Annotated in this window: 20 protein-coding genes and 2 pseudogenes; 15 read left to right on the top strand and 7 right to left on the bottom strand. The window is 44.4% G+C overall.

The features are described from left to right. Positions 1–40: 40 nt before the first annotated feature. Positions 41–3,307, bottom strand: coding sequence for a UvrD-helicase domain-containing protein (locus DESPODRAFT_RS06740; RefSeq protein WP_004072367.1), 3,267 nt, complete (start codon positions 3,305–3,307; stop codon positions 41–43). A gap of 124 nt (positions 3,308–3,431) precedes the next feature. On the opposite strand from DESPODRAFT_RS06740, the gene DESPODRAFT_RS06735 reads away from it, so the two are divergent. Then, positions 3,432–4,394 (top strand): thioredoxin family protein, encoded by a 963-nt coding sequence (locus DESPODRAFT_RS06735; protein WP_004072366.1) that lies wholly within the window; start codon positions 3,432–3,434, stop codon positions 4,392–4,394. A 188-nt stretch (positions 4,395–4,582) separates the two neighbouring features. Here DESPODRAFT_RS06735 and DESPODRAFT_RS06730 read toward each other — a convergent pair whose 3' ends face one another. Further along, positions 4,583–4,891, bottom strand: a complete 309-nt coding sequence (locus DESPODRAFT_RS06730) for a sll1863 family stress response protein (protein ID WP_004072365.1) — start codon at positions 4,889–4,891, stop codon at positions 4,583–4,585. Positions 4,892–5,436: 545 nt separating this feature from the next. Between DESPODRAFT_RS06730 and DESPODRAFT_RS06725 the strand changes: the two genes are divergently transcribed. Beyond that, entirely contained in the window at positions 5,437–6,546 is a 1,110-nt protein-coding gene (locus DESPODRAFT_RS06725; protein WP_004072364.1) for a diaminopimelate epimerase, read from the top strand. A 353-nt stretch (positions 6,547–6,899) separates the two neighbouring features. Beyond that, positions 6,900–8,237, top strand: a complete 1,338-nt coding sequence (locus DESPODRAFT_RS06720) for a hypothetical protein (RefSeq protein ID WP_157488434.1) — start codon at positions 6,900–6,902, stop codon at positions 8,235–8,237. Positions 8,238–8,495: 258 nt separating this feature from the next. Here DESPODRAFT_RS06720 and DESPODRAFT_RS06715 read toward each other — a convergent pair whose 3' ends face one another. Further along, positions 8,496–8,855 (bottom strand): Druantia anti-phage system protein DruA, encoded by a 360-nt coding sequence (locus DESPODRAFT_RS06715; protein ID WP_371905009.1) that lies wholly within the window; start codon positions 8,853–8,855, stop codon positions 8,496–8,498. A gap of 30 nt (positions 8,856–8,885) precedes the next feature. On the opposite strand from DESPODRAFT_RS06715, the gene DESPODRAFT_RS19345 reads away from it, so the two are divergent. The 3 genes from DESPODRAFT_RS19345 to DESPODRAFT_RS06695 all read left to right on the top strand — a co-directional run bounded on the left by DESPODRAFT_RS19345 (position 8,886) and on the right by DESPODRAFT_RS06695 (position 11,391). Further along, positions 8,886–9,548: a hypothetical protein gene (locus tag DESPODRAFT_RS19345; RefSeq protein WP_216594045.1), complete on the top strand. Its 663-nt coding sequence runs from the start codon at positions 8,886–8,888 to the stop codon at positions 9,546–9,548. 34 nt (positions 9,549–9,582) lie between these two features. Next, a complete protein-coding gene (locus tag DESPODRAFT_RS06705; protein ID WP_040015876.1) occupies positions 9,583–10,008 on the top strand; it encodes a hypothetical protein in 426 nt (141 codons plus the stop codon). A 534-nt stretch (positions 10,009–10,542) separates the two neighbouring features. Beyond that, on the top strand, positions 10,543–11,391 hold the full coding sequence (locus DESPODRAFT_RS06695) for a tyrosine-type recombinase/integrase (protein ID WP_004072359.1): 849 nt from the start codon (positions 10,543–10,545) through the stop codon (positions 11,389–11,391). A gap of 1,239 nt (positions 11,392–12,630) precedes the next feature. Here the strand turns inward: DESPODRAFT_RS06695 and DESPODRAFT_RS21855 are convergent. The 3 genes and pseudogenes from DESPODRAFT_RS21855 to DESPODRAFT_RS20930 all read right to left on the bottom strand — a co-directional run bounded on the left by DESPODRAFT_RS21855 (position 12,631) and on the right by DESPODRAFT_RS20930 (position 13,407). Further along, on the bottom strand, positions 12,631–12,876 hold the full coding sequence (locus tag DESPODRAFT_RS21855) for a hemerythrin domain-containing protein (protein ID WP_083843619.1): 246 nt from the start codon (positions 12,874–12,876) through the stop codon (positions 12,631–12,633). Between the two features lie 6 nt (positions 12,877–12,882). Further along, positions 12,883–13,119, bottom strand: a pseudogene (locus DESPODRAFT_RS21850) (biotin--[acetyl-CoA-carboxylase] ligase); the annotation flags it as partial. 171 nt (positions 13,120–13,290) lie between these two features. Beyond that, positions 13,291–13,407, bottom strand: coding sequence for an HTH domain-containing protein (locus DESPODRAFT_RS20930; protein ID WP_157488433.1), 117 nt, complete (start codon positions 13,405–13,407; stop codon positions 13,291–13,293). A gap of 256 nt (positions 13,408–13,663) precedes the next feature. Here DESPODRAFT_RS20930 and DESPODRAFT_RS06680 point away from each other — a divergent pair, with 256 nt between their 5' ends. The 7 genes and pseudogenes from DESPODRAFT_RS06680 to DESPODRAFT_RS06650 all read left to right on the top strand — a co-directional run bounded on the left by DESPODRAFT_RS06680 (position 13,664) and on the right by DESPODRAFT_RS06650 (position 20,917). Then, the gene (locus DESPODRAFT_RS06680) at positions 13,664–14,362 is read left to right on the top strand and encodes a Crp/Fnr family transcriptional regulator (RefSeq protein ID WP_004072357.1); all 699 of its coding nucleotides are present in this window, start codon (positions 13,664–13,666) and stop codon (positions 14,360–14,362) included. Between the two features lie 258 nt (positions 14,363–14,620). After that, positions 14,621–14,863 (top strand): DUF1858 domain-containing protein, encoded by a 243-nt coding sequence (locus tag DESPODRAFT_RS06675; protein ID WP_004072356.1) that lies wholly within the window; start codon positions 14,621–14,623, stop codon positions 14,861–14,863. 10 nt (positions 14,864–14,873) lie between these two features. Next, positions 14,874–16,052 carry an FprA family A-type flavoprotein gene (locus DESPODRAFT_RS06670; RefSeq protein ID WP_004072355.1) on the top strand — a complete coding sequence of 393 codons (1,179 nt, stop codon included), beginning with the start codon at positions 14,874–14,876 and terminating at the stop codon, positions 16,050–16,052. 60 nt (positions 16,053–16,112) lie between these two features. Further along, positions 16,113–17,774, top strand: coding sequence for a hydroxylamine reductase (hcp, locus tag DESPODRAFT_RS06665; RefSeq protein ID WP_004072354.1), 1,662 nt, complete (start codon positions 16,113–16,115; stop codon positions 17,772–17,774). Between the two features lie 604 nt (positions 17,775–18,378). Next, positions 18,379–18,804 (top strand): PAS domain S-box protein, encoded by a 426-nt coding sequence (locus tag DESPODRAFT_RS06660; protein WP_004072353.1) that lies wholly within the window; start codon positions 18,379–18,381, stop codon positions 18,802–18,804. Between the two features lie 125 nt (positions 18,805–18,929). Then, complete coding sequence (locus DESPODRAFT_RS06655) at positions 18,930–19,481, top strand: cytochrome c3 family protein (RefSeq protein WP_004072352.1); 552 nt, start codon at positions 18,930–18,932, stop codon at positions 19,479–19,481. A 45-nt stretch (positions 19,482–19,526) separates the two neighbouring features. Then, positions 19,527–20,917 (top strand): annotated as a pseudogene (locus DESPODRAFT_RS06650) (multiheme c-type cytochrome). A 79-nt stretch (positions 20,918–20,996) separates the two neighbouring features. Here DESPODRAFT_RS06650 and DESPODRAFT_RS06645 read toward each other — a convergent pair. After that, positions 20,997–21,317: a cupin domain-containing protein gene (locus DESPODRAFT_RS06645; protein WP_004072350.1), complete on the bottom strand. Its 321-nt coding sequence runs from the start codon at positions 21,315–21,317 to the stop codon at positions 20,997–20,999. Between the two features lie 581 nt (positions 21,318–21,898). On the opposite strand from DESPODRAFT_RS06645, the gene DESPODRAFT_RS06640 reads away from it, so the two are divergent. Both DESPODRAFT_RS06640 and DESPODRAFT_RS06635 read left to right on the top strand, forming a co-directional pair. Beyond that, complete coding sequence (locus DESPODRAFT_RS06640; RefSeq protein ID WP_216594044.1) at positions 21,899–22,336, top strand: IS1595 family transposase; 438 nt, start codon at positions 21,899–21,901, stop codon at positions 22,334–22,336. 128 nt (positions 22,337–22,464) lie between these two features. Continuing rightward, complete coding sequence (locus tag DESPODRAFT_RS06635) at positions 22,465–24,210, top strand: ATP-binding protein (RefSeq protein ID WP_004072349.1); 1,746 nt, start codon at positions 22,465–22,467, stop codon at positions 24,208–24,210. The last annotated feature ends 1 nt before the right edge of the window (position 24,211 follow it).

Raw genomic sequence — 24,211 nt, 5'->3', positions numbered from 1 at the left:
AATTATTTACTTTGGTTGTTATTACATGTTTTGGCAGGATTCAAAATAATTCCAACTGAATATCCTTGGATTTTTGTTTTTTAACCTGCGTTTTTCCCTTTTCATACCGGGCCAGTTCCTTTTCGATATCATCAATAAAACAGGACCGGTTTCTGTGCTGCTCCCGGCCGAATATGCGTCTTTTTCGTGCATATGTCAAATAAAGCATCTCCTTTGCCCGGGTCATGGCCACGTAAAAAAGGCGGCGTTCCTCATCCGGGTCTTCCACGGTTTTTCCGTCCCGGGCAAAGGGGATCGTGCCGGTTTCGCAGCCTGTAACAAAAACAACTGGAAATTCAAGACCTTTGGCGGCATGCATGGTCATCAAAGAGACTTTTTCAACCGTTTTGTCCAGGAAGTCAGGGTCCTGGTCCAGCCGTAAGGCGTCCAGAAGATCACAGGGAGAGGAGTACCGGTCTGCCAGTGCGTTAAGGCGATGCAATGCTGCTGCCAGCGTTTCATCTGTGTTGCCCAGGGCCTTAATATCCAGCCAACCTGCCAAGGTACCAAGAAGTTTTGACGTGTTCATGGGGAGTGAAAGTTCTGCAATCCTGGGTAAAAATTGTGCAAACTGCTGCTGATCAGCCTCACTGCCACGGCCAAGAAAAATCCGCACCAGGGCCAACAGATCTTTTATACCTGCCATGTCGACCCAGTGTTCCCGGTCTGCGGTCTGAAAAGGGATGCCGGCCTTCTCAAAGGCCTTGGCAAAGGCCATGGCCTGATGCCGGGTTCGGTAGAGAACGGCAAAGTCGGAAAAGGCATATTCTCTGTCCGTTCCGGAATCCGATCCCGTGCCCTTATCCATGGAGAGAAAAGAGAGGCCCCCTACCCCTTTTTCAATGATCTTTCCCACTGCAACGGCCTCGGCGCTTTCACTCGCAGTTTCATTGATCAAAATTTTTTGTGTACCGTCAAGGCTTGCATAAATTTTACGCCCCTCATTATCCTTATCATCACCCATACTAATCACCTGGAAAGAGGCATCCAGGATGGTTTGGGTGGACCGGTAATTGCGGCGCAGGCGTATCTGTTCGCACCCTAAAAAATCGTGTTCAAACCGGTTGAAAAACCGGCTGTCCGACCCTCTGAATCCGTAAATGGACTGATCAGGATCACCAATCACGAAAATATGACTGTTTTGTGCAAGAAGCTTCACCAGTCTGTACTGGCCCGAATTCAGGTCCTGGTATTCATCCACAAAAATATACGTATACTGTTGACGCACCCGTTCAAGCAGAGCCGCATCCTTAGAAAAAAGTCTGAAACAGATGAAAATCAAATCCTCAAAATCTGCCAGGCTGCGTTCTTGAAGCAGCCGGTCATAGGTTTTGTACACCTCGGTCCAGACCGGATCAAAATCTTCAAGGACGCTCTCTTCAGCGTCATGCAAACTTTCATCACCAGGCGCCTTTAATTGTTGCTTTTGCAGGCTGATCCAGGCATCTATTTTTGAGACTGTTTTTTTGGGCACCTTTTTTTCGCCTGTCACCGCTTTGACGGCCAGTCCCAGTACCTCAAACCGCAGATCATCCTCCATAAGCCCCCGCTTAAAATCTGCATAACGCTTAAGCGTGTTAAGGCAGAAGCCGTGAAAGGTAGCAGCTGTCACAAGGTGTCCCTGTTTTGGCATAAAGGATTCAATCCGACCGGTTAATTCGCCGGCCGCCTTATTTGTAAAGGTCAACGCCAGGATGTTTTCAGGGGCAGCCCTGTTTTCCCGGAGCAGCCAGGCGATTCTGGCCGTAAGGGTTCGAGTTTTTCCCGTACCCGGCCCTGCCTGGATCACCACGGCCCTTGATTCGGATTTAACCGCTCTTTCCTGCTCCGGGTTCAGCCCATCAAGGATATTTTTCGAGCTGACAGATGCCGGGGTCTCTTTTTTTTCAGATGACGGCAATATCACATCTTTGCTTTGAGGCTTTTTATGGCGAAGCGGTTCGTCGGTCGTTTTTTTTGCTTTTTTACGGGGCAAAGGACCGGTAAACAGGCTTTTTTCTCCCTGGATACGCTCCTTTTCCTCCCGGGTAAAAATATTGACCGTTCCATACTCACCGTCATATCCGGGATCAATGTGAATATCCCCGGCTCTTATCTTTTGTATGGCCTGGGCCAGTAAAGGCACACCGGCACCTTCAATGATTTCAGGCGAAAGCTGTGTAAGTATGGCAAGTTCCGGCCCCAGGGCATTGACAGCCTTGTCATAATGGGTTTTCACCTTTTTGGTATTGGGACCAACCTCAAAAATCTGGGCTAAAATATCGGCCAGGGGCACCAGATAGGAATGGGGATGCCGGTTTTCAGGTGTAAACCCCTCCGGCCTGTCAGCCAGTTCCCGGACCCGGTAAAGCACGCCCAGGGTCAGGGGTTTGCCGCATTCGGGACAAATCCCGCCCAAAGCCGCAGTCTGGTCGGGATTAAGGCACACCCCGCATTTGCGGTGGCCGTCATAGTGGTATTTTCCCTGGTGTGGATACATATCCAGGGTGCCTTTGTAAGCGGTCAGGTCATGGGTTTCAAGGGCACGTCTCACCGCACCAAAGGCCAGATCCGTATCAAACACCGAAGCGTTGCGGCCCAGATATCCCGGGGAATGGGCATCGGAGTTGGATATCAGCCGGACCCGGTCCAGATCTTTCACCCGCCAGTTCATGGGCGGGTCCGATGACAGGCCGGTCTCACAGGCAAAGATATGGGAACTTAAATCACCAAAGCACTCTTCAATGGTATCAAATCCGGACTTGGACCCGAACATGGAAAACCAGGGAGTCCAGATATGAGCCGGGACAAAAAAGCCCTGTTCGGATGTCTCCAGCATGATCTCCAGCAGGTTCCTTGCATCCAGCCCTAAAATAGGTCGACCGTCGGATTTGATATTGCCGATGGCATCCAGGCGGGCATTAAATTTCTTTGCCGTGTCCAGATCCGGCAGATAGATCAGATTATGATTTTTGCGGACCCTTGTACCTTTCTTATATATATTGGAAATCTCAGCCTGGAGAATAAAACGCACAGCTCCCTTGCACAGAAACGGCACGTGGGCGTCAATCTGTTTTGCAATTTCATCTTTTAAGGCAAACAGGCCGGGTTCGGCAGGCTCAAGTTTAGCTTCTATCTCCTGTATCCAGGCCGGATGGGTAAAATCCCCTGTGCCCACCAGGGTAATGCCTTTAACCTGGGCGCTGTGGTAAATATGCTCCAGGTCCAAATTTTTGGCCGTGGCCCGGGAATATTTTGAATGGATATGCAGATCTGCTATATATTTCATGAAACCTGTCCGTGAAGTGTTAATTTTGTATCAGGCCATTATGTACATGATTTACACTTAATTTAAAACCCGGATTCTGATAAATAATGCCGGACAAGCAACCCAAACCAACTGGAGCGCAATTATGGACAATATGACAAAAGAACGGATCAAGGCCTGGACGCCTTTGGGACGTCCAACCTTAGGCATTGCAAACACAGAACATCCCGAGCAAAAAAAATTCGAAACCTTTGCCCGCCAATGCCAGGAGATATCGGCTGCCATATCCTGGAGGCAGAGTACTCAACCTGCCGCCCTGCCCGGCTTTTTCCTGAAAAATAATATTCTATATTCCGCTCTTCCCCTGGAGCGTGAACTGTTACCTTTTTTAAAAGGCCTGGACTCCCTTGAAAAGCCGCATCCGGTTAATGATATTCAAAAAACTTTGGACAATATCGAAGCGCCCTGCCGACTGACCCTCTATATTGCCCTGCAGTGTCCCCACTGCCCGGGGATGGTTGAGCGGCTGATTCCCCTTGCAGCCGCCTGTGAAAAAATTTATCTTCATATCATTGACGGCTCCCTGTTCCCTGACAAAGCCCAGGAAGATAAAGCGATGTCCGCACCCTGCCTGATTCTCAACGATGATACCCGATGGACCGGGGCAGTGGCGGAAGAAGAAATTGTGGACATGATCGTCAATAAGGAGAGCATGGACCTGGATACAAAGGCCCTGAAAACCATACTGGAAGATGGCCGGGCAGAATGGATTACCCAACGGATGCTCACCACCAACCGCTTGTTCAAAGGATTTTCCGGACTTCTTCTCCATGAAACCTGGTCTGTGCGTTTAGGTGCCATGGTGGTTGTAGAAGCTCTTGCTGAAAAGGCACCAGCCCTGTGTTCGGATTTGGAAAAAATTTTAATTGAGGTATTCAGCACCAAAGATATCCCTGTCCAGGGTGATATTTTATACGCATTGGGAGAAATCGGCACCCCCGACACCCGCAACTGGATTGCCGCACAGCAGGAGGCCCTGTCCCACGAAGATCTCAAGGATGCGGCAAAGGATGCGATTCAATCTATCGAGGACAGATTGAACATCTGAAAAAAAATAACGTCAGGGAAACGCCCATGAAAATCGCCGTCACCGCATGGTATTTTCAAAGAAGCACATAGCATCTCCAAATCACAACAGATGAAGCGGTAAAACAACAAAAGGCCTCAATTTTTGAAAACTGAGGCCTTAACGTCTAATTGAGCATAAAAAAGTTTAAATTCCATTAACTGTTCACGTTACCCTTCAAGATCTACCCAGCCCCTGTCAAAATCTCTCCAGGCCCTGTCAACACTATTGCCGACTGTTCCAAACAAATCATCCAGTTCATCTTTCATCGGAGACCAGTCTGACGGGCATTCATTTTCTAATTCATCAACGCGAGCCTGAGCAGCCGCTACCTGCTGTTCAATCTGCCCTATGAGTGGTAAAATTTTTTCTTTTTGTGCAGCATCATACTTATCTGAAACCTTTTTCAACGCTTCCAATTTTTCTTTCCAACCATTAACTTCAGCCAACATTGCCTTACAATAATCCTTAACTTCCATAATTTTTCTCCTTCAATTTAAATTAATGAAATGACGAATCAGACATATAACTTTTTCAAAGATACATAGATCATCATTCAATTCTAAATCAAAATGTCTTTGAATAACTGGTCAGCAATGGCTCTGGATCAGAATAAAATTATATGTTTGTTTACTATACAACCTTGTCAGATAATTGTAACCATATTTTTAAAATTTCCGATTATCACAAACATTAAACAGGTCGGTTTATGTACTGAAATTCTTATGAAAGAGTTAACCAAGCATAAATGTCTCCCCCTGCGAAAAAGCCAACCCTGTTGCGACAACGGATCGGCAATTCTCAGTGGAGAAATGCCCGGCCCTGTTAGGGATACCAGGCATTATTGACTTTCAGGTATCAGAGTGTTAAAAAGGAAACATTTCCTTATGATTTTTACTAAGTCTTTAAAAGCAAAGACAATTTAAACCTGATGATATGGAGATCGTGTTTTATAATGTTCTCATCTTTAAGGTCGAAATTTTTTTCTCTGAATTCTAATCGTAAATTAAGAGAAAAATAATAAATGAAAAAAATCCCCTTCAGCAAATTTACCTCGTACGGAAACAATTTTGTAATTGTTGACGAAGTGAATTCTCCTATTTTCGGCGAAACAGAAAAGGGGCGATTTGCCCACTTTGCCACCAATATGTATTTCGGAATTGGCTCAGACAATTTTTTGGTTGTTCAAAGATGTACAAGAAAGGTTCTTGATTCAATCAATCAGGTCAGGGGGTACTGGGATGAACTCCCGGACCTACATGAGGCGGATTTTATATTCAGAATGTTTGAACCCGATGGAACAGAGGCGTTTTCCTGCGGGAACGGGCTGATGTGTATCGCCAATTACTTGTTTAGAACCTACCAACTGGCATCCGTTAAAATAGTTACGGAAATACCCACTAACCACCCTAAAATAATTGATATCGGAACGGAACGTGATGGGCAGTCAAGCTGGGCCAATCTAGGGCAGCCACGTAAAATTACGCAGGATTTGTTTAAACCGGAAATTGCCCAATTGTATGACGATATCATCTTGACGGTAGACAACCTTGAAATTGGCTTTCGTGCCCATGACCTTGAACCATTTTCCAATCAGACCCGATTAACCCTTAAAGGCTATATTGTTTTTACAGGAGAGCCTCACATGGTTATTTATCCGGAAAAAGACGGGATACTGAGCGGCTTTGAAGAGGTTTTTTTTGCGACATCAGAGTACACCTCAACTTTAGGAAAACCTGCTGAGCGTCGTGTTGATTTTGGTATCTGGCTGGTCGATCGCATTGGTCTGGCTTTGAACAATACCTATAAAAATATGTTTCCTGCAGGAATAAGCATCAATTTTGCCAGACCGATTTCAACCCCTGGAGAAAAAGGGATTCTTGAATATCGTTGTTTTGAAAGGGGTATCTTCAAGGAAACACTGGCATGTGGAACCGGCGCTGTGGCGGTTTCTTACATATCCAAACGGTTAAATAAAATCATACCTGGGGAAAACACTATTTTGCCATATCGATGCCGGCTTCATGAACCGGAATCTAAAATTAAAATTCATGAAAATGAAACCGGAGAGTGCCGAATAATAGGGTTTCCTGTCATGCTGGTTAATGGTGAATTTGAGTTAAATCATTTATAAAATATGGGCGACAGGAAAAGCATGACAGAAAATTTTGTTACATTCTATTCTTTAAAAGATAAAAATCATTACGAACGTTTTTGATGAAACCTATTTTTTCACATTCTAAACAAGATACTAGCCTGCAGGCTTTGACGAATGTCTATTTTGACTTAGTTTGCAAGCATTCATCTATAATTAAAAAAGTCCTTGCAGAACAAGGTGATGCAACCATCGCCGAGTACATAGCCCACTACCCTTTGCCACTGGGGAATGGTTGTCAAAAAAAGGACGATTTTTATGAAATTGTTTATGATTACCTCCTGCCAATTCATGGTGAATCCATTGCCCGTCGGACCGTGATGGACCTTTCTATGACACCGGTCGCACTGACCGCGAATCATCATGGTGTCGACTTTTTCGCCCAATCGGTACAGGGGACCTTTCTTTTTTCCCTCATTCTCTCTTTCATGAATCCGACACAATCCACGATACCGGTAATTGCCTGTGCCAATGTGCCTTTAAACAATCTGACGTTTCCCAGGGGTATGTTACTTTATCACACGGCTAAAAACGATTGTGCCGGCATGCCACAAAAAATGCCTCTATTCTCGGACAAATTAAAAACAAGTTACGTCAGTTTAGTTGGCCCCATTGACAGAGATCAGGTTAAAAGGGCAATTGACCGGAACGGAAAGCTGATAACCCAGGGAGAACTTTTGCCCGAATATGGCAATGTACTGCATGATATCCTCGAAACAGATTATGCCCAAACAGTTTCCCAGGGATGGCAAAGTTATTCAGAGCAGTCCGTTGTTTTAAATCATCGGCTGTGGAAACGCATGTTTTCAAATTCTGATATGCCACTGGACCTGGTTTACATGGATCTGGAAGCAATTGTTTCCAGGCTTTTGATAAAAGATTTGGCAGACGCGTCATCTTTGATTCACAGGCTGATGTTTGACCCCGATATTGCCGGGGATCTGATATCGAATCTGGATGGGGCCCCGGCTTGTTGGCAGGGAAAAAAACTTGACCTCAGATTGATGGAAGATTGTAGCAACAATGGTGTTAAAAAGGCTTTAGCAAATTGCGGAACCCATTTTTTCTGGGGTGTGGGTTTAAAAAACAAATTGATTCCCATGGTCCTCGAAGGCCGGTCATCCGGTCAACTCCGGTTAAAAGGAAAGGATGAGCACGGTAAGATTTATACGCTTCCTTTTGCACCTTTAAGCGTTATTGATGCGCTTAAAAATGGCGGTTTGCTGCCATCCCTTTTCACATGTTACACCAGTATTTCTCTGGCAAGAGGTATTGGGTGTATTGGAGGATATTACCAAAGCGAATATCTTCCCCGCATGCAACAGGGAATCATTAATGTTTTAGCTAAACATTCAAGCATGAAGGAGATATGCAGTCAGACTGAAAAAGTACCGACAGGGTGCTATCTTTCCGGAATGCAGGCTGTAATGACAAAAGCAGGGGAGGACTATTTAATCCCTGCAGGACCTATAGAAATTATCGCCAGGGGCGGTCTTAATAAGGAAGACATCTCTAAAATCAAGCAGTTAACGATAAAAGAAGCGCATTTAGCCTCGTTGTTCGAAACCATTCCTGATATCGTCCCCTTCCCTGAGCGGTATAGTAAATGGAGCCGGGACGTCTCAATGTTTTGCCATGCACTGCTTAGAGACAAAATTCCTCTTGTCTGAACAACTTATTCCGGCAGCGTAGACTGAACGAGCCAGGTAAGGCTCCCAATAACGCCATGGACCAATCTGACCATCAATACCCAGACTAAGTACCCAGCGCTGTAATTATGCCGCTAGTTTATATTGATTTTGAGTGTCAAATTTTTCCAACATTTTAACTTTTGTGTAAGACCACTGAATCGGTTTGGGATTCTGGTTAACATATTCAAAATACTCCATAAGCTGTGATTCCAAAGTAAATATTCGGGTTAGTCATTTTTAAGTTGATTTGAGTAAAGTCCTAAAATTCTGGTCCAGAGGATAAACCCAAACATCTTTGATGGGAACAATCACCGTCCCTTTCTTTGGGTTAGCACCTAATTTACCACGCCCTTTAGTTTCTCCAACAATTTGCCAGTTTGCGGCTTTATAACAGGTCCCTGCGAAACGATCTTTTTGAACAAACGTCTCAAGCAGGACAGGTCGGATATTATACTTGTTGTGCCAATCATCAGGGAGTCGGTGTGTGATTAATGAGAGAACTTTGGATGCCAAATTTTTTGATTGAATCCATGGCAAAATAAGGAATCTGGCATTATTCACAATCAAATGCAAATTTGGCAATACCGCAAAACTCACCCCGAAAAGGGTTGAATAAAGGAAGTTCTCATGGCAATAAATGTTTTGCCAAAAACAAAGACTCCCAAAGGAGAATATGCCATGAGAACACGCTGTACATTATACCCTCAAACATCGGAAATGTATATTTGCGAATTAGATCAATGTCCGTTATGTGGTGAACAACTGAAGTTGAGTCGTTATTCAAGCGGACATAAAATTGTACAAAACCTGTCATCGACAGTGGAAGTCGGTTATTGGCCCAAGCAGTGCGACAGTCCCGGTTGCACCAATTACGGGGAAAAGTGGCGATCCTCTGAATGGCAGCAAATTGCTCCGATGTATTGCACCTATGGTTTTGACGTCATTACAACGATCGGATGGCAACGACAGGCCAGCAGATGTACTTTCGAAGAGATTCACTCGGATTTAGCCGGCAGAATCACCATCAGTGAAGCCCGACACCCTTTCTGCCAGTTGCATTATCTCAAAAATATTGCTGAACCGGCAGCATCGACTGATGAGACAATGAAAGTTGAACTCAGGAAAACGGTCCGGGAAAAGGCTGGCGAGATCATCCGCCCGGAGCATCTGGAACAACCCGGAGTATTGACGGTAACGGGTTTGCTGCCGTCAGCTGTCATTGAAAATCCTACTGCCGATGGGAAAACGGAACAACATTCAGTCGATCCGGTTACAGCACGGTCTGAGTGAAGCCCTCAAATGCTTTACGGATGACTATGATCAATTGAGTGAAGTTGCCGGCTGGTTGATTCATATCTCGACGTTGCTCGACCCAGACGAAAACCCGTCTCGAACGGGAGATGAGGTAGAAAACGAACTGGTTGAGTACCTGGACCAGTTACTTGAGCAAAACAAGGATAATCCGACACTGTTCATATTCGCAAGCAAGATCCGTAAAACTACTCGTAATTACGCCTCCGGCTTGTTTCACACTTATGATCTACCTGCTTTGCCGAGAACGAATAATGATCGGGAAAGTGAATTCCGCGGACTCAATCAGCGCCTACTGCGAACAACAGGGCAAAAAGGAGCTACAAAGCGTATGATCCAATGTTCTGGAGCGTGGGAATTGATTCCGCGCCCGGGAAATCTTGAGGAAACGATTAGCGCATTCTCATCTGTTGATATGGAGGTATTCCGTGAAGAGTGACAACGACTTTGCAATCACCGTAATCGTTTCAAACTCCATACCCGTTCCGGCAAAAAAGTTCGAACGGAACTGGAAAAATTGACGGCACGCTGGCTGGAATTACCACAGGATAATCAAAAAAGGTGAGTTTTGCGGTATTGCAAAAAAAGGATTTAAGACAGGTGATCTGGTATCTTTTTCCAGACTGCCACTTAAGGAGAGCCCAAATAAAAAAGGGCTCAGAAGAAAAGATTCTTCTAAGCCCTTAAAATTTGGGTTGGAGGCGGCTCCCGGATTTGAACCGGGGAATAACGGCTTTGCAGGCCGTCACCTTACCTTTCCGTAAAGACTTCTTTCTAAAACCTTACGCTTAACGCACAGTATAGGCTGCTTTCAAAAAAAAGCAACAATTATTTTAGTTAAGTGCAGATTTTGTAACTTCCCAACAAGTACGCTAAGCCATAACTATCTAAATTCACTAAGACTATCTTTTAGTATGGATTTTGCATTTACTTGAATTGTGTTACATAATTTTCCTATTTAGGGGGTATTTAATTGAAAGAGATCAGAAAAGTTGATGAAGCGTGGAAGTTTTATAATGATTTTATCTTACAATCATTTTCAAAGAGATGTAAAACGACGGAGACAGGCAGATGGAAAAACCATATTGCCCCGATAGTTGGAGAAAAAACCATTAAGGAATTGACCATTTACGATCTTCTTGAACTACGCAAATCGTTGGAATCAAAAAATTTGAGTCCTCAGACTGTTTTTCATTGCTTATCCTTACTGCGTAGAATCCTTAACCGGGTTGTCGATTATGACCACTCTGTGCAGGTGCCTAAATTCAAAAATGTGATGCCAAAATTTGACAACCGTAGGTTGCGTTATCTTTCAAAGCCAGAATTGGACGGTCTTCTAAATATTTTAAAGCAAAAATCAAATGCCTGGTTTGAAATATCATTATTTGCCGTTAACACCGGGCTGCGGCGAGGGGAGATATTTAATCTCGGTTCTGAAAATATCAACGACAGTGACCGGCATATTTGTGTTTTAGACTCTAAAACTCATAAAAACAGAGTCGTTCCTTTAAATGGCACAGCTTTTAAAATAATCTCGGATAAAAAAAGTAATAAAATATTTACCTTTTCCGCACCAAAAATATTTGAACAGGCTGTTAAAGAATCCGGCCTGAATGATGGGATCAAAGATTCCAGGCATAAAGTTGTCTTCCACACATTGCGACATACGTTTGCAAGTTGGCTTGTCCAGGATGGGGTTAAACTTGAGGTGGTCAGTAAATTGCTTGGCCACAGCAGTATTAATATTACAATGCGGTATGCTCATTTAGCACCTTCCCAGGCAAAATCCGCTGTTAATTTAATAAGTGACAAACTTGAATAAAAATTTAGCGATTATTATAGATTTCTGTATACTTTTCATAGATTTCTGCATGTTTTTTATCGAAAAATGTAGATTTTTGAAGAATTCTCCAAATATCTGTATTTATCTCGAATATTCTGTATAAATCTTCGAGGATAGGAGGGCAGGACATGTAAAGTAGGCCCACTTTTCAAGGTGTTCAACTTTACGTCCTGCCTTATTCGCTTCACTCAACGGACCTTATTCGCTATGCTCAACGATGATTTTTTAACCCATCTTTTCGAACAAAAAATATTAAGTCTATGAAATCATAATAGTTATATTTTTGTATAGCACTACACCATTCGCAATGCAATATCGTATCATTTGATGAAATTTTTTATGTTAATGGCCTACTTAAAAAATCCATATTTTCATTGGGTTATGAGGACAATCCACAAGTGTAGTGCTATAACGCACTATTTAAAATTCATAACCAACTGAAATAAAAACACAACTCTACATAGCTTCAAAAAGATAGATTAAAATGTAACTGGACCATGATAGCTGCAGTTAAGATTCAAAACCATCAAAAATGGTGGCGGTGTTTACCGGAAGGGAAAAAGTATGAAAATACCTTTTAAATCATCGCCGCAAACGTGCCTGGACGTTTAGGGAAAAGTGCCGGTCAGAATCAGCCTTCAACATCTGGGAAAAGGGTGTGAACCAACCGATCCTAGTATTGTTGACCAGGATATCCCCCCGGACGCCCTGTTTTTCGACTGAATGAAAAAAATTTTTCAAAACACCCGCCTGTAACATATCCGCCTCCACGGGCAAAACGTGGTCGCCCTTCAGGGTAGGTTGTAGGCCTTTTCCGCCAATTGTTTAGGTATCTTCCTATGATAACAAGATCTGCACCATGGGCAGCGAAGTTCTTGGCAATGGCAAATCCGATACCGTCACTACCTCCTTATGTAATAACTGCGGTTTTTCCTTTGAATGTAATCATAATATCTCCTGTACTAATTACAGGTTATTGGTACACAGGAGTTTATCTGAAATCTCTCTGTTGTCATTGACATAGGTTAATTTGAGGCGTTTTTTATCCTTGATTGAAGACCATGCCAAAACGGGGGCTAAACCGCCTTTAAAAAATTTTCCGCCTCACGCGTCATCTTAGGATGCCAAGATTGAACCATTTAAAAAAAACTGGAAGAAGTCCGCTTTAAACTTAAGATGATTCTATGTTTTTTTCAAAAAAACATAAGACAAAAAGTATTAGAGTCGTCCTGCTTTTGGAAAAAGAATATTGTTTTCAAGATGGACATGCTTATGCAGATCGTCTTCAAACTCATTTAATTTTTTGAACGTGAGCACAAATGTGTTGCATGCGTCTTTTGGAATTTTGTAATCACCTGCAAGTTTGCGAATCTTATAAACTGCATCACCAATTTCATCGTGTTCTTTATAAAGTGTTTTCAGAGTTCTTTTGATTCGTTCTATATCCGGACAATCTGACAGCATTCCGGACAGTTTGCGGCCTTTGAGAATTAGGTCATTGGAGCATTTGACGCAGACATCGAAGTCAAATAAATCGGTCAGCACTTCGGTCGTGCAGGTAGATGTGACAAAGTTCACGGTCCAAGCCAAGGGGGGCGGCAAATCCGGTTTAAGGATCAGGGTAAACCAAAGCCCGCCCCGGGCAGAGGACCACTGTCTGTTCAGCCGGCCCCTGGAGGTTGTCTGGACTTCGGCAATGACGCAACTATTATAGTGGACCCCTTGATCTTGCCGGGCCGTCTCCCGGGCTTAGTCCATGGTAGAATCAAGTTCCGAGAAGTGGAAAATTTTGTCCTGAGGGAAACAAAAAGGATACAGCAGGTTGCCGGCATCTTGAAGTTTGTACTTTGTTGGCAGGGCTTTAATATCCACGATAGCTTATTTCAGGGCCTTAATGTGTTTCCAGACCGTTATCCAGGAAATTCCGGCAGCTTCACTGATTTTGACCGCTGAAACAGGTTCTTCATCCGACTGGTACAAAACTTTAAGAATCATCTGCCTTTTATCCGGCAATATTTGGTTAACCTTCATAGCGAGTATTGGTTAACAGAGAATTCAGGCTTGGGTCAAGCAAAATTTTTTTGATAAACCCCTTTATTATATCATATGGCAAAATTTTCCTCACTATTTTACAATTTGGATTTTTAGGGCGTAAAGCCTAAGTTTTCAGCTGGTTTCTTCTTGACATATCATCCGCTCCTGCTAAAACGAATGAAGTATAATAAACTACTCAATCCACACGGAAGCCCTCATGAATGCAATGCCAAATATTTTTGATGAAACTGATCTGTCAGAAATTTTCAAAGATCTTGCCGACCAGGAATATGCAGATGTATTAAAAAGTGGACGCAGGGTAATCATGCCCCAAAAAAGTATTCTGTTTCATCAAGGAGATCCAGCCGTAAATGTTGTACTGGTGAACCGGGGCCGGTTAAAACTGAGCAAACTGAACGAGCAGGGCAAAGAGGTCATTCTCCGCTATATCAGTACCGGAGAATTGACAGCCGCAGTGGCTGTACTTAAAAATTGGGATTACCCGGTCACTGCTGAGGCAATAGAAAAGACCGAGGTAACCTTGTGGGACAAACCGACAATATTGCACCTCATGCAAAAATATCCGGCTGTCACAGCCAATCTGCTAAACACCATTTTGGAACGTATTGATGATTTGCAGAATCGATACCTTGAAGTGTGTACCGAGCATGTAAATCAGCGGATTGCCCGTACCCTGCTGCGGATCATGAGGCGGGCCGGGACCAGAACCCGGTCGGGGATTCAGATTGATATGCCCTTAAGCCGTCAGAATATTGCCGACTATGCAGGGACCACTTTATACACCGTCAGCCGCACCCTCAGTGCCTGGGAAAAAAAAGGCTGGATAAAATCCGGCCGTGAACAAATTATTATCACCGATCCCCATTCCCTGAACAAATTTGCCGAAATCGGATGAAAATATGTTATTTTGTTTGTTCGGCGGATTGTAATTTTTAAGTTAAATGTTTCATCATCAGTAAAAATAGCTTTCCATTGTTTGCGCCAGAACAAAGAAGCCGTCTCAAATAAGGTTTATTTCTATCTTTACTATTAAAGGCCGGAAGAATTAAGCCTAAAGTCCAACCGTTATTTCAGGCAACGTTGAATCGTATGTCCTGGTGGTTCCGGGTTTCTGCCCTTCAGGGTATGGCCGTTATTTAAAAGGAAAACGATTTTGAACAGTCCTGAGTTAAAGAACATCACGATCAAAGAATTAATAGACCAATATCCGACGCTTATCAAATTATTTATGGACATGGGGCTGCTCTGTATCGGCTGTCCGGCAGAGACCTTTCACACAGTGACGGATATTGCAGGAGAATATGGACTTAATCTGAATCATTTTGTCGATCAGATTAACAGGGTTATTCAAAATACAGCCATACCAACAAATTCAAGAACAAAAACCATAAAATAGGAGGAACGCTATGAAAGCACGAAAGATCAAAGAAGACATTTACTGGATGGGCTCAGTGGATTGGGACCGTCGACTGTTTGACGCCCTTGTTCCCCTTCCGGATGGGACCAGCTACAACGCTTATCTTATTAAAGGAAGTGAGAAAACGGCATTGATTGACACGGTTGATCCTCCCATGGCCAAAGAATTCATGGGCCAGCTTAAAGGGGTCAAAAATATCGATTACATCATCTCAAGCCACGCGGAACAGGACCATTCAGGAACGATCATGCAGGTCCTTGAAAAATATCCCAATGCTAAACTCATATCCACGCCCAAGGCCAAGGATCTTCTCAAGGATCTTCTGAATATTCCGGAAAATTTTTTCGTTTCCATAGAAGACGGGGAGACACTCTCTTTGGGGGATAAAACCCTGAAATTTATTTTTACCCCCTGGGTTCACTGGCCTGAAACCATGGTAACCTTTCTGGAAGAGGACAAAATTCTGTTCAGTTGCGATTTCTTCGGTTCCCATATTGCCTCAAGCGACCTGTTTGTTACGGATCAGGGCCGGGTGTATGAGGCGGCCAAACGGTATTTTGCCGAAATCATGATGCCCTTTAGAAGCATCATTAAAAAAAATATGGAAAAGCTGGCCCCCTATGACATTAAAATGATCGCCCCGGGCCACGGCCAGATATTTCCCGATGCCGGTTTTATTCTTGATGCATATAAAAAGTGGACCGAGGGTGCCCCCAGAAACACCGTTGTTATCCCCTATGTATCCATGCACGAAAGTACAAGACTCATGGTGGAGCACCTTGTGGGTGCCCTGGTGGACAAGGGGGTCAGGGTGGAACAGTTTAACCTGGCTGTCACCGATATCGGAAAGCTGGCCATGGCCCTGGTAGATGCCGCTACCATTGTTGTGGGAACTCCTACCATCCTGGCCGGCCCCCATCCTTATGCCGCCTATGCCGCTTTTCTGGCCAACGCCCTGCGGCCCAACACAAAATTTCTCTCTGTAGTAGGCTCCTATGGCTGGGGTGGCAAAACCGTGGATACTCTTGCCGGGATGATTCCCAACCTTAAGGTCGAGGTAATTGATCCGGTTCTCTGCAAAGGCGTCCCAACCGCAAGTGTATTCAATGCCCTAGATGATCTGGCAGGTGCCATCGCCCGGAAACACAAAGAAAACGATTATAGATAAAAACAACCTGTTTAATTTTATCCACACCCGTATCATAGCCCAAAAAAGGAGCAAATAATCATGTTTTGTTTTCAATGTCAGGAAACCGCAAAAAACATCGGCTGCACCGTAAAAGGTGTCTGCGGAAAGCCCGAAGAAACCGCCAACCTCCAGGATTTGCTGATTTTCGTGCTCAAGGGAATCTCTGTCTATGGTGAAAAGCTCAAAGAACTGGGCAATCCCGACCGGTCCAATGACGATTTTGTGGTACAATGCCTGTTTGCCACCATTACCAATGCCAACTGGGACGATGCACGATTTGTCAGTATGATCAATGACGGTCTGAAGCGCAAAGACCTGATCCGGTCAAGGTTTTTGGCCGCATACAAAGAGAAAAACAATACAGCGTTTGACGGTCTACTGCCTGAAGCAGCTACCTGGACCGGGGATGTGTCCGATTTTGCAGAAAAGGCAAAAACCGTAGGCATTCTGGCCACGGAAAACGAGGATGTCCGTTCCCTGCGCGAATTGCTGATTATCGGCCTTAAAGGGGTGGCCGCCTATGCCGACCACGCCGCTGTCCTGGGATGTCAAAAAGATGAAATCAACGATTTTATCATGGAAGCTTTGGTCTCCACCACAAAGGACCTGTCCGTGGATGAGATGATCGCCATGGTCATGAAGGCCGGAGAAATCGCCGTTAACACCATGGCCCTGCTTGATGAAGCCAATACAACAGCCTACGGAAATCCGGAGATTACCGAAGTCAACATCGGTGTGGGTAAAAATCCAGGAATTCTGATCTCAGGCCATGATCTTAAAGACATGGAAGATCTGCTCAAACAGACCGCCGGCACCGGCATTGATGTATACACCCACGGTGAAATGCTGCCGGCCAACTATTATCCGGCATTTAAAAAATACGATCATTTCGTGGGCAACTACGGGGGCTCATGGTGGCAGCAGAATAAAGAATTTGAATCCTTTAACGGTCCTATCCTGCTGACCACCAACTGCCTGGTACCTCTGAAAAAGAGCAACACCTACCTGGACCGCCTTTTTACCACCGGCGTGGTGGGGTATGAAAACGCGGTACACATTGCAGACCGGCCCGAAGGCGGAGCCAAGGATTTTTCAGCCCTGATTGAAAGGGCCAAAACATGCGCTCTTCCCGAAGAGATTGAGACGGGCACCATTGTGGGCGGATTTGCCCACAACCAGGTCCTGGCCCTGGCCGACAAGGTGGTTGATGCGGTAAAATCCGGCGCCATTAAACGTTTTGTGGTCATGGCAGGCTGCGACGGCCGGCAGAAAAACCGCAATTACTATACAGAAGTTGCTGAAAAGCTGCCCAAGGATACGGTGATCCTCACAGCCGGCTGTGCCAAGTACCGCTACAACAAGCTTGACTTAGGCGATATCGGAGGTATTCCCAGGGTACTGGATGCGGGTCAATGCAACGATTCCTACTCCCTGGCGGTCATTGCCCTGAAACTCAAAGAGGTGTTTGGTCTGGACGACATTAATGATTTGCCCATCTCCTACGACATTGCCTGGTATGAGCAGAAAGCCGTGGCCGTGCTCCTGGCCCTGCTTTCCCTCGGTGTCAAGGGCATCCGCCTTGGACCCACACTTCCGGCCTTTTTGTCTCCGGCCGTGGCCAAGGTTTTGGTGGAAAAATTTGACATCAAGCCCATTGGTACGGTGGACGAGGATATTGCAGCCATGATGGCCGGCAATTAATCCTGCCCGAACTCGTAAAAAATAGAACCGGTATTGTTTTTTCAGCAACTGAAAGCATACCGGTTTTTATAACGTACATGGGCCGCAAACCCACAACAAACAATGAAACTAAAGATACCAACAATGCAGGCTAAAACGGGCGCTGCAGGCGCTTCGCCCTCTTATCTATGGTTTCTTATAAAAATATATAAACATTTTGTGTCTGAACGATAAAATGGCCTATGACTTGCCAAATGTATCGGAATTTTATACATTTGATTTACTTTTAAAAACAGGTACCGTGCCCGACACACACAAGCGCATGCAGTTGGGCATGGCCAAAGCCCAACCCACTGATGCGAGACGTTCATGTGGTCAAACGGGCGCGGTCTGGCAAATAGCCCGATAATATCGTACTGCGGAAGCGTTGTTTCGCCTTGTTCGTTATAACGCAGCTATACGGCTACGAAGCAAAGCTATATCCGTAGTTAAAAGAGAATTTACACCTCACTACCCTGGACGACCAAAGTTACCGGTACTCTTATCCTATGGCCGGTAAGGTTAATATTATAGTGCCGGGAAGTAGGATTCCAACAACCCCACATCTTGCGGAGACGATGTAAATATGAACAACGGATTCATGGACAGCCTTATAGAGCAAAATCCCGATGCAATGATATTTGCTGATACTGAAGGGACAATACGTGTATGGAATCTGGCGGCTGAGCGTATTTTTGGATTTACCAAAGAGGAAGCAATCGGATCAAACTTAGACATCATAGTTCCGCAAAACTTACGAAAGGCCCACTGGCGCGGATATGAACAAGCGATGCAAAGGGGGGAAACAAAGTATGTTGGGAAGTCCTTGCCTACGAAATCTTTACATGCAGACGGGTCTGTCATTTACGTTGAACTCGGTTTTTCTATTGTTTTAGATTCCGCAAAGAATGTGATTGGGGCGTTGTCAAGCGCGAGAGACATTACTAAGAGATACAAGGAAGAACGGGAGAATCGAAAGAGGTTGGCTGAGTTAGAGAATGCTCGGAGGTAAGAATTCCAAGTTTCCCCGGTTATCTATGTTAAAATTTTTAAGAATCAGCATAAATTATACCTGGAAGCTCGGGCAATTTTATTTCGAAAATAAATTTTAATAGGTTAACAGGCGTGAGGTTTCAAATGAAAAAAATGCTCAAACCCGCAATTTTTGTCTTTATCGGCATTATTATCGCTTTTCCTGTATTTAGCCTGACCTACTATACAATGGTGAGAACATCAACGCCTGGATTCTGCGCCTCCTGCCACGAAATTCAACCCGCTTTTAATGCCTGGAAGACCTCTACCCATGTAAACAACGCCCAGGGGTTTGTGGCTGATTGTATGGATTGCCACCTGCCTGCCCCGCAGGATACAATTAACTTTTTTTATACAAAAACAGCCCACGGCATCAAAGATGTATTCGTCCATTTTGCCTATGGGACCTATGATCGGGAAAAGAGCCGTGAGCATACTTATGCAACCTTTAAAAATGCACAATGCCGAAAATGTCACCGAAATCTTTTGAATATGCCGGATAAAAGGGGAGCCATGCTGGCCCACCGGACAGTTCTATACCCTAAAAAAGGATATGAAAAAAAGTGTGTAGACTGCCACAGAAATCTGGTCCATGTGGACAGTGAAATTTATAAGTATAAAGAAAAACAGGCACCTTATAGAGGATTGGGGATTTAGGCTTTATAAACCTTGTAACGGTTACACATAAAATAAGGGGATACCATGAAAAAAAAATTGAGTGCACTTCTGGCGGGTGTATTTATCACCGGCATATCCACATCCGCAGTTTTATGTTCGGATGTCCAGATGAATATACCAAAATCAAAAGAGTTTAGAATCGAGCGGTCCATGTCACCTGAGGCTATGGCGTGTATCGAATGTCATAAAAAGCAGCATCCCGGCATTTTTCCGACTGGGCGGCCAGCCGTCATGCCGGCGCCAATATCACCTGTTACGACTGTCACGCTGCCGAGGCTCATGATCCGGACGTCAGTCAATCACACTTTAAAGAGTACGAAGCAAACGATACGAAATACGGGCAAAAAAAATACATGGTTCCGGTTTCCGCCGTGGTCACCCCCAAAGACTGCTCCCGCTGCCATCCGGATGAAGCAATGCAATACAGCAAGAGTAAACATGCCAATACCCTTGAGATTATCTGGAAAATAGATCCCTGGCTCAACGATGGCATGAACAGTGACTTTGAGCGGGTAAACGGCTGTTACCATTGCCACGGCACCATTTTAAAATTAAAAGACAAAGAACTTGATCCGACAACCTGGCCCAACGTCGGTGTGGGACGGCTGAATCTTGACGGCAGTAAAGGCAGTTGCACAAGTTGCCATACAAGACATCGTTTTTCTGTTATGGAGGCCAGAAAACCCCAGGCCTGCGGGCAATGCCACCTTGGTCCGGATCATCCCCAGATTGAAATTTTTACAGAGTCAAAACATGGGGATATTTACGATGCATTTGGGGATGAATACAACTGGACCGCCGCTCCGGGCACATGGAGTCCTGGTGTTGATTTCAGGGGACCAACCTGTGCCTCGTGTCATATGTCCGGTGCCGGCAGTGTGATGACCTCCCATGATGTCACTGAAAGATTATCCTGGGAATTGCAAGCCCCATTGACAATCAGGCCCGAAGATTTTAAACCGCTTCCGGCCCAGACAAACTGGCAGGAAGAACGGACTAAAATGCAGGAAATCTGTATGCAGTGTCATGGAAAAAGGTGGACCGAATCCCATTACAGCCAGATGGATCAGACCATCAAAGAATATAATGAGGTTTATTTCAAACCGGCTAAGGCCAAGCTTGACGAACTCTACGCAAAAGGCTTGCTCGACAAAACCCGTTTTTTTGATGAGCCTCTTGAGGTGGAGTACTATGAACTATGGCACCACGAAGGGCGCCGGGCAAGGATGGGGGCTGCAATGATGGCCCCGGACTACTCGTGGTGGCATGGATTTTATGAATGTAAAAAACGGTTCAACACGTTTATGGAAGAAGCCAACCACCTGATTGAAACCGGTGAAAAATCCTACAAAGCGGAAAATTATCCAAACGCCACCGGTAGTACGACAAAACCACCTGAAATTTTCAAACAATAGTTAATGCAAAACGTAAATGCAGCCGCCCAAGTTACTTTGAGCGGCTGCATTTTTAGGTTTGCCGCCGGGCTGTGTCCCATCAGATCGGCGGAGCAATGGTGACGATGATCCGCATTTTGGTATCCGCCATGACCCCGTGGGGTTCCCTGATTTCAGAAATCAAAATATCACCTTCATTGGCTGGAATTTTTGTATCATTTTCCCCCAGAAACCACCCTTTTCCTTCAAGAACCTGGATGGACAATTCCCCGTCCAGATCGTGGGAGTGCACTGGAAACGTCACGCCGGCATCAAGATTAAAATTGATGATTTTGAAAAATTCTGACGTTTGAACTAAAAAAAATCTTTTCATGGCTCCAGGTTTAAACTCGTTTGTCTCTGTGAGTTTCAAAACTTTCATGTTTTTCCCTTTCACATTTATTGTCTTTGTTTTAAATTGTCATGCTGACTCTTTCTTATCGGAAATACCGGGTTGTTTCATTGACATATATCAAGTTCTCAAAAAAAGAGAGAACTTGATATATGTCAATGCATTATCGATCAAAATTATTCATTTTTTTTGAGGCAGAGGTTATGACCTTTAACCAATATACGCATAGGTGAATTTGGGAGCTATCCTTTGTTTAGGATTTTGATTGTCAGACACCAACCCATGATGCTTTTTTCATGTCATCCTTTTTTGGGTATTACGTTTTTGTATGATAACACTACAGCGACACTTCCGAAATCGCCTCTGTCGATGGAGTATTTTATAGCTTTAAATCAGCTAAAATGTGGTGATTCCCCCCCCCCTTTTTTTTTGTATGAAAAAACAAGTGTCGCTGTAGTGATAAAAGTCCTTTAATGATATATTTTCCCAATGTGCAATTACACTCAGAGTTGGATCTTAATCGTGGAGCTATTCACAATATGGCTACTCAACTACGCGAAGGCGTGGTAAAAAAAAGCCTCAGATAACCCTTCAGGAAGAGGTTGAGTGCGATGAGGTGTATATATATCGTTGCAGAGCACAAAGGCAACCCCGAGGCTGTATCAAAAAAACGTCGAGATGGTCGCCGTAACCGATTAAAAGGTGCTATAGAGCGTGGTACGCAGGAAAAAGAGAAGCCACCTATTTTCGGGATGATACAACGGTGTGGGCAGGTTGTGATTCAAATGCGCCCCAATGTCCGGCAGACCACCATTGAGCCTTTGATAAGGGCCACTATACAACCAGGAACATTGGTCTACACCGATGAGTCTGCCATTTATGACCGTTTGGACGAATGGGTTTATGATCATGAAAATGTGAAGCATGGAGCCGGTGAATATAGCAGAGATGACGATGGAGACGGATTTTATGAAGTCCATGTGAATACAATGGAGGGCTTCTGGTCATTACTCCGAAGCTGGATTCGCCCACATCGAGGTATCTCATAGGAGAAACTTCCTTTTTACCTCGGATTTTTGGCGTTCGTTCATAATGTTGGTAAACGAGGAAAATCCCTGTTTCACTCACTTATTGAGCTGATGATTAACTAAGACCCAAAACGCGACATGAGCCCTTAATGAAAAAAATTAAAATCACAACGAACATCCCTCCCCTGATTCTCATTGGAACGATTATTGTTCTTTTCCCAATTTTCGCCTTTATGACGATTGACAGGATCAACAAGCAAAAAGAGCAAAGTATAAACCTGCTGCTTGAAAAGGGCACTGCATTGATCAGGGCATTTGAGGCCGGAACCTATACAGGGATGATGAATATGAGGTGGTCTGGTACTGCTGTGGAAAATCTGCTGGCAGAAACCGCTGCACTGCCCGACATTTCTTACCTGTTTATTGTAAATAAGGATGGGGAAATACTGGTTCACAATCAGAAAAAAAAAGAAGGAAACCTGTATGGCCGGGATCTGGATCTTCAGGCTGTGATTAAGGAGAATAAAACCGGATGGAGAATTATAGAAGATCAAAGCGGTAATCAGGTATTTGAGGTACACAAAAAATTTTCACCGCTAAACACGAACAGATCACATCGCTCAAACTTGATGATGGGCATGCATCGCAGAATGCATGGCAATTGGTTCAATGAGATTGATTTGTATAAAGATACGATAATTTTTGTCGGCCTTGACATGGAATTGATCACAAGTGCGGACAGGAGTGATACCCAGCATGCGATAATGATGGGAATAATTCTGGCGTTGATAGGGTTTACCGGGTTTGTCCTGGTATTTATCGTTCAGCGGTACAGCCAGGCTAGATCATCTCTTTCAAGAATACAGGTATTCTCCGATAATCTTGTGGAAAATATGCCGATAGGGCTGATCGCCACTGATATGAACAGCCGGGTCATTTCAATCAATCCCGCAGCTTCAGCTATTCTGGATATCTCTCAGGATCTCAATCTACAGGGGATCGACAATGTTCTTCCCGGTGAAATCAGACATCTGCTTGAAACAATTCCAGGCGAAAAGGGCCTGATTGAAAAAGAGATTATAATTAAAAGAGGTGACAAGTCAGAGAGTACACTGGAAGCAATTGTCAGTCCGCTATTTGATAAAGAGGGAACTTCTCTGGGCACCCTGCTGATCCTGCGTGATAAAACAGAACTTCATCGTCTTAGAACTGAGATTGAACAAAATAAACGGCTTGCTGCAATCGGCAGGCTTGCGGCTGGCGTGGCCCATGAGATAAGGAACCCTTTGAGTTCCCTGAAAGGATACGCTACTTTTTTCAAAGAGATTTTTGATCCTGATTCTGAAAACTTCACGATAGCCGACACGATGACCAAAGAGGTAGACAGGCTGAATCGAGTGGTTGGGGAGCTGGTAGAACTTGCCAAACCGGTAGCTGTTTCAGGAAGTCCAGTCGATGTTGGCGCGCTTGTTTCCGAATGCCTGCAGTTGATCGCCTATGAACCGGATGCAGAACATATCGAAATAAACACAGCTATCGAACCTGGGCTGCCCCAGATCAATGCGGATGCGGACAGATTGAAACAGGTATTGCTTAATCTCTGCCTCAATGCAATTCAGGCCATGGAAAATTCAGGTGTATTGAATATTAAAATATATAATGAAATGTCTGGTGAAACCATTATTATTGAAGTGTCTGATACAGGATGCGGAATAAAGCAGGAAGAACTTCATGATATTTTTGAACCTTATTTCACGACAAAGCTTTCCGGCACAGGACTTGGACTGTCTATCGTGCATAATATCGTAAAGGCTCATAAAGGGAGAATAGAGGTTTCGAGCAAACAGGGAAAAGGTACGGTATTTAAAGTTTTTTTACCCAAAAGGATATCCTGAA

The organism is Desulfobacter postgatei 2ac9, from assembly GCF_000233695.2.
Taxonomy (GTDB): Bacteria; Desulfobacterota; Desulfobacteria; order Desulfobacterales; family Desulfobacteraceae; genus Desulfobacter; species Desulfobacter postgatei.
Note: the sequence above shows the minus strand (reverse complement) of the source record. Positions and strands in the feature narration are given on the sequence as shown.

Excerpts from the sequence above, each read along its gene's own strand:
- DESPODRAFT_RS06670 (WP_004072355.1), top strand. The coding sequence starts at position 14,874 with ATGAAAGCACGAAAGATCAAAGAAGACATTTACTGGATGGGCTCAGTG.
- hcp (WP_004072354.1), top strand. The coding sequence starts at position 16,113 with ATGTTTTGTTTTCAATGTCAGGAAACCGCAAAAAACATCGGCTGCACC.
- DESPODRAFT_RS06720 (WP_157488434.1), top strand. The coding sequence starts at position 6,900 with ATGACACCGGTCGCACTGACCGCGAATCATCATGGTGTCGACTTTTTC.
- DESPODRAFT_RS19345 (WP_216594045.1), top strand. The coding sequence starts at position 8,886 with ATGGCAATAAATGTTTTGCCAAAAACAAAGACTCCCAAAGGAGAATAT.
- DESPODRAFT_RS06645 (WP_004072350.1), bottom strand. The coding sequence starts at position 21,317 with ATGAAAGTTTTGAAACTCACAGAGACAAACGAGTTTAAACCTGGAGCC.
- DESPODRAFT_RS06740 (WP_004072367.1), bottom strand. The coding sequence starts at position 3,307 with ATGAAATATATAGCAGATCTGCATATCCATTCAAAATATTCCCGGGCC.
- DESPODRAFT_RS06730 (WP_004072365.1), bottom strand. The coding sequence starts at position 4,891 with ATGGAAGTTAAGGATTATTGTAAGGCAATGTTGGCTGAAGTTAATGGT.
- DESPODRAFT_RS20930 (WP_157488433.1), bottom strand. The coding sequence starts at position 13,407 with ATGATTCTTAAAGTTTTGTACCAGTCGGATGAAGAACCTGTTTCAGCG.
- DESPODRAFT_RS06640 (WP_216594044.1), top strand. The coding sequence starts at position 21,899 with ATGAGGTGTATATATATCGTTGCAGAGCACAAAGGCAACCCCGAGGCT.
- DESPODRAFT_RS21855 (WP_083843619.1), bottom strand. The coding sequence starts at position 12,876 with ATGCTGTCAGATTGTCCGGATATAGAACGAATCAAAAGAACTCTGAAA.
- DESPODRAFT_RS06725 (WP_004072364.1), top strand. The coding sequence starts at position 5,437 with ATGAAAAAAATCCCCTTCAGCAAATTTACCTCGTACGGAAACAATTTT.
- DESPODRAFT_RS06680 (WP_004072357.1), top strand. The coding sequence starts at position 13,664 with ATGAATGCAATGCCAAATATTTTTGATGAAACTGATCTGTCAGAAATT.
- DESPODRAFT_RS06660 (WP_004072353.1), top strand. The coding sequence starts at position 18,379 with ATGAACAACGGATTCATGGACAGCCTTATAGAGCAAAATCCCGATGCA.
- DESPODRAFT_RS06635 (WP_004072349.1), top strand. The coding sequence starts at position 22,465 with ATGAAAAAAATTAAAATCACAACGAACATCCCTCCCCTGATTCTCATT.
- DESPODRAFT_RS06655 (WP_004072352.1), top strand. The coding sequence starts at position 18,930 with ATGAAAAAAATGCTCAAACCCGCAATTTTTGTCTTTATCGGCATTATT.
- DESPODRAFT_RS06735 (WP_004072366.1), top strand. The coding sequence starts at position 3,432 with ATGGACAATATGACAAAAGAACGGATCAAGGCCTGGACGCCTTTGGGA.